Source organism: Herbiconiux sp., assembly GCF_023264855.1.
Lineage (GTDB): Bacteria > Actinomycetota > Actinomycetes > Actinomycetales > Microbacteriaceae > Herbiconiux.
Genome location: NZ_JAHFUW010000041.1, coordinates 1 through 15685, shown reverse-complemented (window position 1 = coordinate 15685; position 15685 = coordinate 1). Strand labels below are relative to the sequence as shown.

The window sequence follows — 15685 nt, the reverse complement described above, 5'->3', positions numbered from 1 at the left end:
AGCGCTCATGGCGAGCGCATAGGAAGTCATAGGGCTCGGCAACCTCCCGTGAACCGCACGCCTGTGATGCGCGCGTAGCAAGGGAGGATGCGAAACACAGAGACCAGGAAGAGGCGGTGGTTCCGCCGCCGCAACGTCATCATCGCGTCGGCGCTCGGCGTGGCGCTCACCCTCGGCGTGGGCACCACGTGGGCGCTCGAGCGCTACGTGATCGCGCACGTGGCGATCTCCGACGTCGACGCCTACGAGGCCGAGCAGTCGGCGCGAGCCTCGGCCGCGGCATCCGGAACCGGCGCGACGGCCACCGACGCGGCATCCGGAACCGGCGTGGTCACGAGCGGCACGAGCTACAGCTCCGACGACGCCGGCATCCAGATCTCGACCGTCACCACGGGCAGCGGCGACGACACCGTCACCTACTACGTGGCCGACGTGACGCTGACGGATGCGACCGTGCTGCGCTCGGCCTTCGCCCAGAACTCGTTCGGCGAGAACATCACCGAGACCACCTCCGACACGGCGGAGGACAACAACGCGATCTTCGCGATCAACGGCGACTACTACGGCTTCCGCGACACCGGGATCGTCATCCGCAACGGGGTCGTCTACCGCGACGAGGGTGCCCGCGAAGGCCTGGCCTTCTATCGCGACGGCACCGTCGAGGTGTACGACGAGACGGCAACGACCGCCGACCAGTTGGTTGCCGACGGCGTCTGGAACACCCTCAGCTTCGGCCCGGCGATCGTGGAAGACGGCACGATCGTCGACGGCATCGAAGACGTCGAGGTCGACACCAACATCGGCAACCACTCCATCCAGGGCGAGCAGCCGCGCACCGCCGTGGGCGTGATCGACACGAACCACCTGGTGTTCGTGGTGGTCGACGGCCGCAGCCCGGGCTACAGCGCGGGCGTCACGATGACGGGCCTCGCCGAGATCATGCAGTCGCTCGGCGCCACCACCGCCTACAACCTCGACGGCGGCGGATCGTCCACCATGTACTTCGACGGATCGCTCGTGAACGATCCACTGGGCACCGGCACGGAGCGCGGCACCTCCGACATCCTCTACATCGAGGACGAGTCGGCGACGGCGACGGACGCCACGGACGGCGCGGCGAGCGGATCGGCGGCGGGCTCGTGATCGTGCTCATCCCCGCGTACGAGCCGGATGCGCGGCTCGTCGACGTGGTGCGGGAGCTGCGCGCCGCCGCTCCGGAGGCCTCGGTGCTCGTGGTCGACGACGGCAGCGGCAGCGAGTACGCCGTGGTGTTCGACGTGGTGCGCGCGGCCGGCGCCGAGGTGATCGGCTACGCCGTGAACCGGGGCAAGGGGCACGCGCTCAAGACGGGGTTCGCGCAGGTGCTCGAGCGGCATCCGGGCGAGGTGGTGGTGTGCGCCGACAGCGACGGCCAGCACCGCACCGCCGACATCCTGCGCGTGGCCGCCGAGCTGGCGGGCACGGTGCCCGAGGGAGTGCCCGGCTCGGTGATGGTGATCGGCGGGCGGCGGTTCACCGGGCGGGTGCCGCTGCGCAGCCGGCTGGGCAACACCGTGGCACGCGGCAGCTTCCGGATGGCCAGCGGCCTCGAGGTCGGTGACACCCAGACGGGCCTCCGCGGGTACCCGCCCGGGATGCTGCCCTGGCTGCTCGAGGTGAAGGGCGAGCGGTTCGAGTACGAGCTCAACGCGCTGCTCGGAGCCGGCGCGGCCGGCTACGGCATCCGGGAGCTGCCGATCGAGACGGTGTACCTCGACCACAATGCGTCGTCGCACTTCCGGCCGGTGCGCGACTCGCTGCTGGTGATGCGGCCTTTCCTGCGCTACGCGGCCTCTTCGCTGGCGGCCTTCCTGATCGACGCGATCCTGCTCGTGGTGCTGTTCTCGGCCACCGGTTCGCTGCTGCTCTCGGTGGTCGGCGCGCGGCTCGCGAGCGCCGCGGTGAACTTCGTGGTGAACCGGCAGCTGGTGTTCCGGGCGCGCCGACGACGCCCGGTCGCCCGCGACGCGCTACGGTACGCCGCTCTCGCCGTGGTGCTGCTGAGCGCGAGCTACGGCCTGCTCGACCTCGCCACGGGCATCGGGATGCCGCTGCTCGCCGCCAAGCTCTCGACCGACACCCTGCTCTCCGTCGCCGGCTTCCTCCTCCAGCGCCGACTCGTCTTCGCCCGCGCGCAGCCCTCGACCCCGCACGCCGCCCCCGCCCCGAACCCTCCCGCGGCCACCGCCGTCATCGAAACGTCGCACATGGCCGCCACGGGTCGGTCATAGGGGCCATTTGCGGCTTCTCGACGGAGGGAGCGGGGGTGGGAGTAGCGTCGGAGCATGAGCAGCAGCGGCGCGCTTCCCCCCGACGAACGGCTTCAGGCACCCGAGCGCGGCGGCGAGCGGGCGAGCATCGAGGGATTCCTCGACTGGCAGCGAGCCTCCATCGTCTACAAGGCCACGGGGCTGAGCGATGCGGATGCGGCGCGCCGGCCGCTGCCGAGCCTCACCACGGTCTCGGGGCTGATCCGGCATCTCGCCGACGTGGAGCGGTCGTGGATGCGAGAAGACATGGCCGGAGAGACCCTGGTGCGCTCCCGGTGGAGCGAAGACGATCCCGACGGCGAATTCCGGGTCACCGAGAACGACAGCCTGGCCGAGATCATCGGCGACTACGAGGCGGCCTGCGCCGAGTCCCGGGAGGTCGCCGCGCAGTTCGACCTCGACGACCGATCGGTGGCCGAAGACGGCCGGTACACGCTGCGCTGGATCCTGCTGCACCTCACCGAGGAGACCGCGCGCCACCTCGGCCACATCGACGTGCTGCGCGAGCTGCTCGACGGGGCGACGGGGGAGTGAGCCGGGCGGCCGGGTGGCCGTCGCATCCGCTCGGGGCCATGCTGGGCTCATGACCACGACGTCGACGTCGACCGGTACCTCGGAGACGCAGCCAGAACTCAAGAAGGTGATGGGCCCCAAGCTCCTGCTGCTGTTCATCATCGGCGACATCCTGGGCACCGGGATCTACGCCCTCACCGGCCAGGTGGCGGCCGAGGTGGGCGGGGCGGCCTGGCTGCCGTTCCTGGTCGCCTTCGTGGTGGCCACCATCACGGCCTGCTCGTACCTCGAGCTGGTGACGAAGTATCCGCAGGCCGCCGGCGCCGCGCTCTACGCGCACAAGGCCTTCGGCATCCACATCGTCACCTTCCTGATCTGCTTCACCGTGATGTCCTCCGGCATCACCTCGGCCTCGGCAGCGGCCGGCGCGTTCGCGAGCAACTTCGCGATCGGCTTCGGGCTCGGCAAGGGGCCGGGTCTCGCCCTCGTGATCGCGCTGGCCTTCATGCTGCTGATCGCGGTGGTGAACCTGCGCGGCGTGGCCGAGAGCGTGGGGCTGAACGTGGTGCTCACCCTGGTGGAGCTCTCCGGCCTGCTGCTGGTGATCTTCATCAGCTTCTTCGCCATCTTCGGCGGGCAGGCCGACTTCTCGCGGGTGGTCGCGTTCGCGACGCCCGACGACAAGAACGTGTTCCTGGCCATCTCGACCGCCACCTCGCTCGCCTTCTTCGCGATGGTGGGCTTCGAGGACTCGGTGAACATGGCCGAGGAGACCAAGGACGCCACGAAGATCTTCCCGCGCACGATGCTCACCGGGCTCGGCATCACGGCCGTGGTGTACGTGATCATCTCGATCGTCTCGGTGGCGATCGTGCCCGTCGGCGAGCTGGCCGGCAACGACACCCCGCTGGTGACGGTGGTGCAGACGGCGGCCCCCGACTTCCCGATCTCGGCGCTCATCCCGTTCATCTCGCTGTTCGCCGTGGCCAACTCGGCGCTGATCAACATGATGATGGCCAGCCGCCTCCTCTACGGCATGAGCAAGCAGGGGGTGCTGCCGCCGTTCCTGTCGAAGGTGCTCCCCAAGCGGCGCACGCCGTGGGCCGCCATCCTGTTCACCACCGTGATCGCGCTGGGGCTCACCGCCTACGTGTCGATCGACCCGGCGAACCCGATCGCGGTGCTGCTCGGCGGCACCACGTCGCTGCTGCTGCTCGCGGTGTTCGCCGTGGTGAACGTGTGCGTGCTGGTGCTGCGGCGCAAGACCGTGGATCACAAGCACTTCCGCACGCCGACGGCACTGCCGATCATCGGGGCCGTCGCCTGCCTCGCCCTCGTGCTGCCGTGGACCTCGGGTCGCCCGGCCGCGCAGTACACGATCGCGGGCATCCTGCTGGTGCTCGGCCTCGTGCTCTGGGTGATCACGTTCCTGCACCGCCGCTCGCGCGGCTACGGTGGCCCCGCCGCCCTCGACACGCAGGCGCTCAGCGCGGTGGAGAAGGGCGACTGACCCTCCCGCCCGAGCCCTCGCGGAGCTCAGGTCGCGGCTATCTGGAGGATTCGCTCGGGGGTCAGCGCGGTGGACTGGGGGAGAGTCGCCAGTGCGGCGGGGTCGACTCCCAGGGAGAGATAGATCGCGTGGAGGGCGACCACGAGGCCGCCGGCGGCTCCGGAGAAGTCTCCCAGTTCCGCCCGCGTGAGGGTGGGGGCGATGCGGATGGTCTGCTCGAGACGCTCCTGATAGGCGCCGAGATCGGCGGTCAGCGACTTCGCGATGCCCCCGCCGAGCACGATCGTCTCGGGTTCGCTCGACACCGCGATGGCGGTGAGCGCGGTCACGAGGGCCCGGTCGAAGTCGGCCCGCAGCTCGGCCGTCGCGTGCCGGGTCGCGGGATCCGTTCCCGCCGCCGGCTCGGCGAAGAGCGTGGCCGGCGACTCCAGGCGCACCCCTGCTGCTGCCGCCCGGGCCATCAGCGCCGGGCCGGTGGTGAAGCTCTCGAGGCGCTCACCGCGCGTGCCGACCGGGATCTGGCCGAACTCGCCGACGAGGCCGTGCCGGCCGCGCAGGATGGCCCCGTCGATGGCGATGCCGACTCCGAGACCGGCGCCCAGGCTCAGCATCGCCGCGTACGGGGTGTGCCGCGCGGCGCCGAAGCGCAGTTCGCCGAGCAGTGCCAGGTTGGCGTCGTTGTCGGCGTGCAGGGGAAGGCCGAGGGCCAGTTCGCACACCGCCAAGAACGCCGGATCCTCCACCTGCCGGAGGTTCGGGGCGTTCGACACCGATCGCTCGCTCTGATTCACCGCGCCGGGGAGGCCGAGACTCACTCCGGCGACCGCGTCCCAGCGGTCGCCCATCGCCGCCTTCGCCTGCTCCGCCAGCCACAGGGCGAGTTCCGCCGCTCCGAGGTCGGCGGGCGTGGGGATCTCGATCGCCACCAGGGGAGTGGCGAGCAGGTCGCTCGCGATGATGCGCGTGCTCGACGCTCCGAGGTCGACACCGATGACGAGGGCTCTCGCCGCCACCAGATCGAGCAGGATGGCGCGCCGGCCGCGCTTCTCCACGACCACCTCGGAGACCTCCGAGACGATGCCGTCGACGATCAGCTGGTCGATCGCCCTCGTCACCGTCGCGGCGGAGATCCCAGTCGACTCCGCGATCTGCTTGCGGGTGGCGGGGCGCTGGATCATCAGCGCCGTGAGCACGGCGGAGCGGTTCAGCTCCCGGATGTCCTGCACCATGCCGCCCCTTCGATCCTCGCCCCGACAGTATTTCAGTTCACGGTGAGTTCTATCGCATCCCGCCGCCGCGACTTTCCGTGCCGTCTTTCCGGGGCGAAACACAATCGTAACAACTGCGTCTTGACTTTGATTGCGCGATGAAATCAAAATAAGTCAACGAGGTCGAAGACGACGGCGCCCCCTGAGCTCCACGGGCCCTCCGACCGGACCGCACGCTCACGTGGATAGGACACCCCAATGAAACGCACGATCTCACCCGGCTCACGACTGCTGGTCATCGCTGCCGCCTCCGCCCTGGTTCTCACCGGCTGCTCGGCGGGCTCCGGTTCCGCCGACGGCGGCAGCACCCCCTCGACCCCCGCGGCCGAGCCCAGCCTCGAATTCGTCGGCCCCGGCGGGGAGACCCCCGGTGCGCTCAGCGAGCTGTCGCTGACGGATGAAGAGACCACCACGGTCAAGGACGGCAAGTTCACGGCCGCCTTCGTCTGGCACACCTCATCGGAGTTCGTCTCCGCCGTGGAGGAAGGCGCGACGGCCGAGTTCGACGACCTGGGCATCGAGGTCGTGGCGAGCACGCAGGCCAACTTCGACTCGGCCACCCAGGCGAACAACCTGCAGACCGTGCTGGCCCTGAACCCCGACATCATCGTCACGACGGCCGTCGACGCCGTCTCGGCCGCCGCCACCTTCCAGCCCGCGGTCGATGCGGGAGTCAAGCTCGTGATCATGACCACGCCGCCCGCCGACTACAAGGCCGGCGACCAGTACGTGTCGATCGTCACCGAAGACCTCGCCGCGGCGGGCAAGATCAACGCCGAGCTGCTCGGCGACGCCCTGGGCGGCAGCGGCAAGATCGCCTACATGTACCACGACGCCGACTTCTGGTTCACGAACCAGCGCGACGAGTCGTTCAAGGCCTGGATGTCGTTCCTCTACCCCGACATCGAGATCGCCGCCGAGGAGGGTTTCGCCGACGAGGCGAAGACCCAGGAGATCGCCGCGGCCCTGATCGCCCGCAACCCCGACATCACGGGCATCTATGTGCCGTGGGCGACCGCGGCCCAGGGTGTGCTCGCAGCGCTGCGCGATGCGGGGCGCAGCGACGTCAAGGTCGTGACGAACGACCTCGACGCCACCCTGGCCGCCGACATGGCGGCCGACGGCCCCGTGATCGGCATGGTGGGCAACGGCGCGATCGGCATCGGAAAGGGTCTCGCGATCGCCGGGGCCTACGGTGTTCTCGACAAGCAGGCGCCCGAGCTCGTCGCCTCCGAGCCCATCGCCGTCACCAAGGACAACCTCGACGAGGGCTGGATGCTCGACTACGGCACCGCGGCACCCGTCAGCGCCGAGTAGTCAGGTGACGAGCACGACACAGCGCACCGAGCGCCGCGACGACGGGCGGGCGGGCGGCATCCCGTCGCGCGACCACGTGATCGGGGTCGACCTCGGCGGAACGAAGATCCACGCCGGGATCGCCACGACCGCGGGCGAGCTGCTCGCCGAGAAGCGCATCCGCACCAGCAGCGACGGCTCCGAGGCGATCGAGCAGATCCACGCCCTCGTACTCGAACTCTGCGCCACCGCCGGGGTCGCGATCGACAGGATCGCGGCCACCGGGGTCGGCGGCGCCGGTGTGCCGGATGCGACGGGTGCGTCGTTCGACCTCGCCCCCAACCTCACGGCGCTCGGCGGCACGCCGTTCGCCGGCCGGCTCGGGGAACTCCTCGGCCACCCCGTCGTGATCGAGAACGACGTCAACGTCTCGGCGGTCGGCGAGCTGGTCGCCGGGCTCGGGCGGGGGCACTCGGACTTCGTGTTCGTCTCGGTCGGCACCGGCATCGGGATGGGCATCATCGCCAACGGCGTGCTGCTGCGGGGAGCCAAGGGCGCCGCGGGCGAGATCGGCTTCCTCCCGCTGGGGGCCGATCCGCTCGACCCGGCGAACCACGTGCGCGGTGCGCTCGAGGAGGTGACCGCCGGTGACGCCGTCTCCGGCCGGTTCCTGCTCGGCGCGGGCTCGGCGCTCTCGCCCGAAGAGGTCTTCGCTCGGGCCGCCGACGGCGACGAGCACGCCCTCCTCGCCGTCGACGACGAGGCGCGCTGGCTCGCCGCCGGCATCGTGGCCGTCACGGCCGTCCTCGACCCCGAACTGGTGATCCTCGGCGGCGGGATCGGCTCCCGGCCGGATCTCGTGCCGCGCATCACCTCCTGGCTGGCCCGCTACGGGCAGCCCGATCTCCCCGTCCGCACCAGCCTTCTCGGCCCGCTCGCCCCCGTGATCGGCGCCGCCGCCATCGCCATCGACGCCGCCGCCGCGGCGCAGAAAGGTCTCTCCCGATGAGCACTCCCACCCAGACCGAGCCGGGCCTTCTCGGCCGGTTCGCCACGGTGAAGTGGAGCAACTACGTCGTCTACATCGGCTTCGTGCTGGTGTTCGTGTTCTTCGCCGTCACCCAGACGCAGTACTTCCTGAACGCCACCAACCTCACCAACATCGTCATCCAGGCCGCGCCGATCACGATCATGGCGATCGGCATGGTCTTCGTGCTCAGCACGGGCGAGATCGACCTCTCGATCGGCTCCACCGTTGCGCTCTCGGCGCTCACGGCCGGCGTCGTGCTGCAAGGCACGGGCCAGTGGTGGCTCGCCGCCCTCGCCGGCCTCGCGATCGGCGCCGTCGTGGGACTCGTGAACGGCATCTTCATCACCTGGGTGCGGCTGCCCTCATTCCTGGTGACGCTCGCCACCATGGGGCTCGTCGCCGGTCTCGCCCGCCAGATCACCGACCTGCAGTCGGTGCCCGTCACCGACAAGGTCTTCGTCTGGATCTTCGGCGGAGGCAACCTGCTCGGCCTGCCGATCATGGTGTGGTGGACCGCCGCCGCCGTTCTCGTGGGCTGGCACCTGCTGCGCCAGCGCCGCTACGGAGCGCACGTGCTCGCCGTGGGCAACAGCGCGGCGGCCTCCCGGGTGAGCGGCATCAAGGTCAACCGGGTGCGGCTCATGGTGTTCGTGGGCAGCGCCATGACGGCGGCCCTCGCCGGCCTGCTCTACGCCGGCCGCCTTCAAGGCGCGCGGTACACGCTCGGCGAGACCGACCTGATGACGGTCATCGCGGCCGCGATCGTGGGCGGAACGAGCCTCTTCGGCGGCAAGGGCACCGTCATCGGCGCGCTGATCGGAAGCCTGCTGATGAGCATGATCAACAACGGGCTCATCCTCTCCGGCCTCAACGTGTCGCAGCAGATGATCGTGCGCGGCGCCATCATCCTCATCGCGGTGTCGTTCTCGCTCCGCGGCAAGAAGAACAGCTAGAAGGGCCCGCGATGTTCCTCGACCTCCTCCGCCGGCGCAATCCCGGCTTCCTCGACGCCATCGCGGCCCTGCACCGCGAGGGCGCGCTGCCGGCCAACACCTACGCGATCGACCTCGACGCAGTAGGCCGCAACGCCACCGCCTTCGTGGAGGCGACCGGCCGGCTCGGCCTCCGGCCGTTCGCGATGACCAAGCAGCTCGGCCGCAATCCCGACGTGTCGCGGGTGCTCGCCGCATCCGGAATCACCCACGCCGTCGGCGTCGACCTGCAGTGCGCCATCGCGGCGGCCTCCGGTGGGCTGCGGATCGGCCACCTCGGCCACCTGGTGCAGATCCCGCGGCACGAGGCCGACACGGCCGCCGCGCTCGAACCGCTCTACTGGACGGTGTTCAACGAGACCAAGGCCCGCGAGGCCGGTGCCGCCGCGCTCCGCCGGGGCCGGGTGCAGGATGTGCTGCTGCGCGTCGTGCAGGAGGGCGACCGGTTCTACACGGGGCACGAGGGCGGCTTCCCGCTCGAGCAGATCGTGGCGGCGGCCGACCTCGTCGATGGCATCCCCGGCGTGCGGTTCGCCGGCATCACCACCTTCCCCGCCACGCTCTTCGACGCCGGGAGCGGCACCGCGGGGGCGACACCGAACCGGTCGACCCTCACCGAGGCCGTGCGCCTGCTCGAGACGGCCGGCCGCATCGACATCGAGGTGAACGCGCCCGGCACCACCTCGATCTCGGTGCTCGAGGCGCTCGCCGAGGCCGGCGCCACCCAGGTGGAACCGGGCCACGGCCTCACCGGCACGACTCCCGCCCACGCGGTCTCCGACCTCGTGGAGGAGCCCGCGATCGCCTACGTCTCCGAGGTGTCCCACCTCTGGAACGATCGCGCCTACGTGTTCGGCGGCGGTCTGTACGTCGATCCCGTGCTGGGTGACGTCGCGACCTCGGCGATCGTCGTGCCGGCCGACGGATCCGCCGCGCACGTGGCCGAGCTCGACGCGCTGCCCGTGGAGATGCCGGCGCCCGAGGCGATCGACTACTACGCCACCATCCCGCTGCACGGCCGCACCGACGTGGCGGTCGGCGACACCGTGATCTTCGGCTTCCGCCCCCAGGTGTTCGTGACCCGCGCGAGCACCGCCGCCGTGTCCGGCATCGGCACGGGCGCCCACCGGGTGGAAGGGATCTGGGCCGCCGACGGCTCGGCGCCTCTCACCCTCCCGAACTCCTGACCCGCACTCTCAGATTGGAATCCACCATGCCGAGCGAAACAGCACTCCCCGACCCGGTGGCATCCGGGTCGCCCGCCCAGACCCCTCTGCGCCTCGTGGGCATCCACAAGAACTTCGGCGGCGTCGTCGCCATCAAGCGGTTCGACCTCGACGTGCAGGCCGGTGAGATCGTGGCGCTCGTGGGCGACAACGGCGCCGGCAAGTCGACCCTGATCAAGATCATCTCCGGGCTCTACCAGCCGACGGAGGGCGAGATCTGGCTCGACGGGCAGCCGGCGAACTTCCGCGACGCCTCGGATGCCCGGGCGAAGGGGGTCGAGGTCGTCTACCAAGACCTCGCGCTCGTGGTCGACCAGCCCGTGTACATGAACATGTTCCTGGGCCGGGAGCTCACGACGGGGCCCTTCAAGATCCTCGACCGCAAGCGCATGGCGACCGAGACGCAGCAGCTCGTCGACGCGCTCGACGTGCGCATCCCCTCCGCCAAGGCCACCCTGAGCGACCTCTCGGGCGGGCAGCGCCAGGGCGTCGCCATCTGCCGGGCCACCCACTGGGCCTCGAGCCTCGTGCTGCTCGACGAGCCGACCGCCGCGCTCGGTGTGGCCGAGACCGCGAAGGTGGAGGAGCTCATCCTCAAGCTCAAGGCGCGGGGCGCGGCCATCCTGATCGTGAGCCACAACATGGATCAGGTGTTCCGCATCGCCGACCGCGTCTCGGTGCTGCGCCGCGGCACCCAGGTGGGCACGCGCGTGCTCGCCGACACCAGCCACAACGAACTCGTCGCCATGATCACAGGACTCACCTCATGAACCCCACCGCCCCCACCACCGCCACCGCCCCCGGCGAGCACCTGCGCTCCGAGATCGCCGAGCAGCCCGCCCGCTGGCGCGATCTGCTCGCGTTCCAGCGCGAGGCCGTCGACGCCGCCGCCGAGCTCATCCGCAGCACAGACCCGGAGCTGATCGTCTTCGCGGCGCGGGGCTCGAGCGACCACGCCGCCCAGTACGGCCAGTACCTGGCCCACAACCTGCTGCTCATCCCGGCGATGCTGGCCACCCCGGCCACCGCGAGCGCGTTCGGGGTGACGCTGAGCTACCCGAGCTCGGTGATGCTCGCCGTCTCGCAGTCGGGCGAGTCGCCCGACCTGCTCGAGACCGTGCGCTCGGCCCAGGCCGCCGGGGTGGCCGTGATCGCGTTCACCAACGACGAGTCGAGCACCCTCGCCGGCCTGAGCGAGGTGCACGTGCCGCTCGCCGCGGGCCCTGAGCTCTCGGTCGCCGCCACGAAGACCTACACGGCCGAGCTCCTCGCGCTGTACCTCGTGCTCTCCCGTGCGCAGGGTGCGGAGTGGGGCGAGCTCGCACGAGCGGTCGAGGCCGCCGCCGCCGCGGGCGAGAGCACCATCCTGCACGGGTGGGAGCCGTGCCGGGCACTCGCGACCGAGCTCCGCGACGAGCAGCGCATCCTGGTGGTCGGCCGCGGCTACTCGATGTCGTCGGCCAAGGAGGGCGCCCTCAAGCTCATGGAGACCAACGCCATCGCCGCCTCGGGCTGGAGCGTGGCGGATGCGACGCACGGCCCCCTGGGGCAGGTCGTCGCCGGCACGCCCGTGGTGGTGCTCGCGGCGAGCCCGGGCGGGCGGGCATCCGTCGCCACCTTCGGTGCGGCCGCCGCCGCCCTGGGCGCCGAGCTCATCGTGATCGGCGAGAACGGGCTCGACGCGTCGGTGCCCGTGCGCTCGCGCATCGCGCTGACCGGTCTCGACGGGGACGGCCGTTCACCGGCCGGAGTGCCCGACGAGCTCATCCCGCTGATCGAGATCCTGCCGCTGCAGCAGCTCGCGCTCGCGCTCGCCCTCGAGCGGGGGCTGAACCCGGATCAGCCCGCCGGCCTCAACAAGGTCACGAGAACGCACTAGGTTGGCCCGCATGTCCGATCAGTCCGCCGCAACCGTCCAGACCGTGCTCGGCCCTGTGCCGGCCGACGCCCTCGGCCGCGTGATGGTGCACGAGCACCTGCTGTCGCTCGTACCGGGCCCGTGGCTCAGCGGAGGAGCGGCCGACGATCAGGTCGACCTCGCAGTACGCGCCCTGTCGTCGCTGGCCGGCGTGGGTGTGGGCACGGTCGTCGACATCAGCCCCTACGGCGTGGTCGGCCGCGACGACGACGGGTCGAACGCGGTGCTGCTGCGCGAGATCGCGGAGCGGACGGGTCTGCACATCGTCTCGGGCACCGCCGTCTACCTCGAGTCCTACTCGCCGCGCTGGGCCCTCGAGGCGACCCTCGACGAGCTCACTGCGCGCTTCGTGGCGGATGCGACGACCGGCATCGGAGCATCCGGGGTGCGGGCCGGTGTGCTCGGTGAGCAGGCCACGAGCCTCGGCGAGATCACACCGCACGAGGAGAAGTGCCTGCGGGCGAGCGCCCGCGCCTCGCGCGAGACCGGTCTCGGCATCATGACGCACACCACCCACGGCACCATGGCGCACGAACAGATCGACATCCTCGAATCCGAGGGCGCGGAGCTCGGCGGTGTGGTGATCGGCCACCTGGACACGCAGCTGAGCATCGACTTCGTGCGCTCGGTGGCCGACCGGGGCGTCGCCGTGGCGATCGACACGATCGGCAAGGAGACCTGGGAGTTCTTCGTCGGCCCGCCGGAACGCGATCCCGCCGACGGGGCGTTCGTGAAGAACGCGTTCCACCGCGCCGACGCGAAGCGGGCCGACATGGTCGCGGCGCTCGTGGCCGACGGGCGCGTCGACTCCGTGTTCCTCGCCTCCGATCTCACGGGTGCGGAGGTCTGGATGAATCCCGGCACGCACGGCCGGCAGGGCTACAACTACCTCATCGAGTCGTTCCTCCCGCTGCTGCGGGAACGGGGAGTGACCGACGAGCAGTGCGACACCATGCTCGTGGCCAACCCCGCCCGGCTGCTCGGGGCATCGACCTGACCGAGCCCCCTCAGCCGGCGGTAGACGGATGGCGGCCCGTGGCAGGCGCTGGGGTCAGGATGCGGCCAGGGCGCGCTCGAACTCCGCGAGCATCTCCGCGCTGAACAGCGCGAAGACCACGTCTCCCGAGTAGGGGCTGGCGCGCACGGTGTCGACCGCGATGCGGGCGGCGCTCGCCGCGGGCCAGCCGTAGACCCCGGCGCTCACCGCGGGGAAGGCGACGGATGCCGCGCCCAGCTCGGCCGCCACCTCGAGCGAGCGGCTGTACGCCGACGCCAGCACCGCCGAGCGGTCTTCGCGGGCGGAGTACACCGGCCCGACCGTGTGGATGACCCAGCGTGCGGGCAGCTCGCCCGCGGTCGTGGCCACGGCGTCGCCCGCGGGCATCCCCTCGGGGCACCGCGTGCGCCGCACCTCCCGGCACTCGGCGAGGATGGCCGGGCCGCCCCGCCGGTGGATCGCACCATCGACCCCGCCGCCGCCGAGCAGCGAACTGTTGGCGGCGTTCACGATCGCGTCGGCTTCGACCGTGGTGATGTCCCCCTGCCGGGCGCTCAGCGAGTGCGTCATGCGCCCGACCCTACGCTGCGGCTACTGCACGTGGAAGGTCACCTTGGCGATGTTCGAGGTGGCTCCGTCGGGGCCGTTCAGACGGTAGAGGAAGCCGTCGTCGCCGACGTACCCGTCGCTCGGGCGGTATTCGAGGGCGCCGGTGGCGGGATCCAGCGTCATGGTTCCGTGCGCGGGCGGCGTGACCCCGGCCTGGATGCGCCACTGTCCTCCCGAGAGCACGTCGTTCTCGAGCACGCTGCGGTCGGTGAGCACGCCGGCGCTGTCGAGTGTGAACTCGTCGTCGACCGTCTCGGCCATCCCGGCGACGGTGACGTCGAAGGTGCTGGTGGGGCCGGTGCTCACGCGCGTGATGACCGCCGTGACGGTGATCGTGTCGACTCCGGTGAACGTGGGGTCGGACCGGTAGGTCAGGGCGCCCGAGCTCGCGATACTGACGTCTCCGTGCGCGGCCGTAGCAATCATCCGTGCGGTCGTGCCATGGCAGAAGGTGCGCAGGTGTGCGCTGACACCGGAGATCACCGTCTGCATCGGCCCGTCATCCGAATCGGCGTAGCTGCACACGGGCGGCTGGATCGGCCCGGTGACCGCGAACGCGGCGGGGGCGACGGCGGTGAGCGCCGCCAGGGGGAGCAGGGCGGCGGCGGCCAGAGACAGGGAGCGGGCAGAGCGGTGCATCGAAGGCTTCTTCCAGTAGGCGGATCGCCCGTTCCCGGGAAGATCGTACCGGAAAACGCCGGCTAAGTGAAGAAACCTCGAATTATGGCGCGACTCAGACGGCCAGCAGCGCGCTGATCGCCGAGCGGAACATCGCCAGCCCGTCGACGCCCGAGCGCATCGCGGCGGCGGTGTCGGGGCCGAAGCCGGCCTCGACCGCGTGCTCGGGGTGCGGCATGAGCCCCACCACGTTGCCGCGCGCGTTCGTGACTCCCGCGATGTCGTCGAGCGAGCCGTTCGGGTTCACGCCCACGTAGCGGAAGACCACCTGGCCCTCGCCTTCGAGGCGCGCGAGCGTCTCGGCCGAGGCGATGTAGCCGCCCTCGCCGTTCTTCAGCGGGATGGTGATCTCCTGGCCCTGGTCGTACGCCGAGGTCCACGCCGTGGCGGTGTTCTCGACCCGCAGCACCTGGTCGCGGCAGATGAAGCTGCCGTGGTCGTTGCGGATCAATCCGCCGGGCAGCAGTTTCGCCTCGGTGAGCATCTGGAAGCCGTTGCAGATGCCGAGCACCGGCACACCGCGCTCGGCCGCCGCGACCACTTCGCGCATGATCGGCGAGTGCGAGGCGATGGCGCCGCAGCGCAGGTAGTCGCCGTAGCTGAACCCGCCGGGCAGCACCACGGCGTCGACGCCCTGCAGATCGTGGTCGCCGTGCCAGAGGGCCACGGCTTCCGCGCCGGCGATGCGCACCGCGCGCTGGGCGTCGCGGTCGTCCAGCGAACCCGGGAAGGTGATGACTCCGACACGCGTCATGCCAGGGCTCCGGATGCCGCATCCGCGCTGTGCGAGCCGGCGCCGTCGACCACGGTGATGTTCACCACGTCTTCGATCACCGAGTTGGAGAGCAGGTCGTCGGCGATGCGCCGCACGCTGGTGAGCACCGCCTCGTCGACGGGGCCGTCGACGGTGAGCTCGAAGCGCTTGCCGACGCGCACGTCGGTGAAGACGGCTTCGCCGAGGCGGGCGAGGGCTCCGGCCACCGCCTTGCCCTGCGGGTCGAGAAGTTCGGCTTTGGGCATGACGTCGACGACGATCTTCGGCACGGCTGCTCCTGCGCTTGGACGGGGACGGGAAGACCCGATCAGTCTACCGTCCCGAAGCTCCCGCCCTGCCCGGCACCCGCATCCGGCCCGGCGCCCCCGCCCGGGTCGCCGGCCTCGCCGACCAGCCGCCCGAGCTCGCGGCGGGTGCGGGCGCCGAGCTTGCCGCGGGCCGAGTAGACGTGCGACTCCACCGTGCGCACCGAGAGGAACAGCGCCTGCGCGATCTGCTTGTTGCTGAGGTGCCGCGCCACCAGCAGGGCGACCTCGTGCTCCCGCTCGGTGAGCTCGTCGGTGA

17 protein-coding genes are annotated in these 15685 nt (G+C 70.8%); 11 read left to right on the top strand and 6 right to left on the bottom strand.

Annotated features, from left to right (window positions below):
- Positions 1–87: 87 nt before the first annotated feature.
- The 4 genes from Q0D75_RS15450 to Q0D75_RS15435 are packed head-to-tail and all read left to right on the top strand — an operon-like array spanning position 88 to position 4332.
- Complete coding sequence (locus Q0D75_RS15450; RefSeq protein WP_291055299.1) at positions 88–1143, top strand: phosphodiester glycosidase family protein; 1056 nt, start codon at positions 88–90, stop codon at positions 1141–1143.
- A complete protein-coding gene (locus Q0D75_RS15445; RefSeq protein WP_291055296.1) occupies positions 1140–2270 on the top strand; it encodes a bifunctional glycosyltransferase family 2/GtrA family protein in 1131 nt (376 codons plus the stop codon). The genes Q0D75_RS15450 and Q0D75_RS15445 overlap by 4 nt, the downstream gene beginning before the upstream one ends.
- 54 nt (positions 2271–2324) lie before the next feature.
- Complete coding sequence (locus Q0D75_RS15440) at positions 2325–2843, top strand: DinB family protein (protein ID WP_291055293.1); 519 nt, start codon at positions 2325–2327, stop codon at positions 2841–2843.
- Between the two features lie 49 nt (positions 2844–2892).
- A complete protein-coding gene (locus Q0D75_RS15435; protein WP_291055290.1) occupies positions 2893–4332 on the top strand; it encodes an APC family permease in 1440 nt (479 codons plus the stop codon).
- A gap of 26 nt (positions 4333–4358) precedes the next feature.
- Here Q0D75_RS15435 and Q0D75_RS15430 read toward each other — a convergent pair whose 3' ends face one another.
- Complete coding sequence (locus tag Q0D75_RS15430) at positions 4359–5561, bottom strand: ROK family protein (RefSeq protein ID WP_291055286.1); 1203 nt, start codon at positions 5559–5561, stop codon at positions 4359–4361.
- 237 nt (positions 5562–5798) lie between these two features.
- Here Q0D75_RS15430 and Q0D75_RS15425 point away from each other — a divergent pair, with 237 nt between their 5' ends.
- Genes Q0D75_RS15425 through Q0D75_RS15395 form a run of 7 tightly spaced genes read left to right on the top strand, consistent with a single transcriptional unit; the run spans position 5799 to position 13059 of the window.
- Positions 5799–6917 carry a substrate-binding domain-containing protein gene (locus Q0D75_RS15425; RefSeq protein WP_291055284.1) on the top strand — a complete coding sequence of 373 codons (1119 nt, stop codon included), beginning with the start codon at positions 5799–5801 and terminating at the stop codon, positions 6915–6917.
- 4 nt (positions 6918–6921) lie between these two features.
- Positions 6922–7905: an ROK family protein gene (locus Q0D75_RS15420; protein ID WP_291055281.1), complete on the top strand. Its 984-nt coding sequence runs from the start codon at positions 6922–6924 to the stop codon at positions 7903–7905.
- Entirely contained in the window at positions 7902–8879 is a 978-nt protein-coding gene (locus Q0D75_RS15415) for an ABC transporter permease (RefSeq protein ID WP_291055279.1), read from the top strand. The genes Q0D75_RS15420 and Q0D75_RS15415 overlap by 4 nt, the downstream gene beginning before the upstream one ends.
- Before the next feature lie 11 nt (positions 8880–8890).
- Positions 8891–10105 (top strand): alanine racemase, encoded by a 1215-nt coding sequence (locus tag Q0D75_RS15410; RefSeq protein WP_291055276.1) that lies wholly within the window; start codon positions 8891–8893, stop codon positions 10103–10105.
- Between the two features lie 26 nt (positions 10106–10131).
- On the top strand, positions 10132–10914 hold the full coding sequence (locus tag Q0D75_RS15405; protein WP_291055273.1) for an ATP-binding cassette domain-containing protein: 783 nt from the start codon (positions 10132–10134) through the stop codon (positions 10912–10914).
- Complete coding sequence (locus Q0D75_RS15400) at positions 10911–12023, top strand: SIS domain-containing protein (protein ID WP_291055270.1); 1113 nt, start codon at positions 10911–10913, stop codon at positions 12021–12023. The genes Q0D75_RS15405 and Q0D75_RS15400 overlap by 4 nt, the downstream gene beginning before the upstream one ends.
- 10 nt (positions 12024–12033) lie before the next feature.
- The gene (locus Q0D75_RS15395; protein ID WP_291055267.1) at positions 12034–13059 is read left to right on the top strand and encodes a hypothetical protein; all 1026 of its coding nucleotides are present in this window, start codon (positions 12034–12036) and stop codon (positions 13057–13059) included.
- A gap of 54 nt (positions 13060–13113) precedes the next feature.
- On the opposite strand, the gene Q0D75_RS15390 is transcribed toward Q0D75_RS15395, so the two are convergent.
- The 5 genes from Q0D75_RS15390 to Q0D75_RS15370 form a co-directional block, all read right to left on the bottom strand.
- Positions 13114–13629, bottom strand: a complete 516-nt coding sequence (locus tag Q0D75_RS15390; RefSeq protein ID WP_291055264.1) for an O-acetyl-ADP-ribose deacetylase — start codon at positions 13627–13629, stop codon at positions 13114–13116.
- Positions 13630–13650: 21 nt separating this feature from the next.
- The gene (locus tag Q0D75_RS15385) at positions 13651–14307 is read right to left on the bottom strand and encodes an Ig-like domain-containing protein (RefSeq protein WP_291055263.1); all 657 of its coding nucleotides are present in this window, start codon (positions 14305–14307) and stop codon (positions 13651–13653) included.
- A gap of 94 nt (positions 14308–14401) precedes the next feature.
- Positions 14402–15100 carry a phosphoribosylformylglycinamidine synthase subunit PurQ gene (gene purQ / locus Q0D75_RS15380; protein WP_291055260.1) on the bottom strand — a complete coding sequence of 233 codons (699 nt, stop codon included), beginning with the start codon at positions 15098–15100 and terminating at the stop codon, positions 14402–14404.
- Positions 15097–15390, bottom strand: a complete 294-nt coding sequence (purS, locus tag Q0D75_RS15375; RefSeq protein ID WP_291055259.1) for a phosphoribosylformylglycinamidine synthase subunit PurS — start codon at positions 15388–15390, stop codon at positions 15097–15099. The genes purQ and purS overlap by 4 nt, the downstream gene beginning before the upstream one ends.
- Positions 15391–15428: 38 nt before the next feature.
- Positions 15429–15685 (bottom strand): helix-turn-helix transcriptional regulator (locus Q0D75_RS15370; protein ID WP_291055256.1); only part of this gene is annotated, 257 nt, incomplete at its 5' end.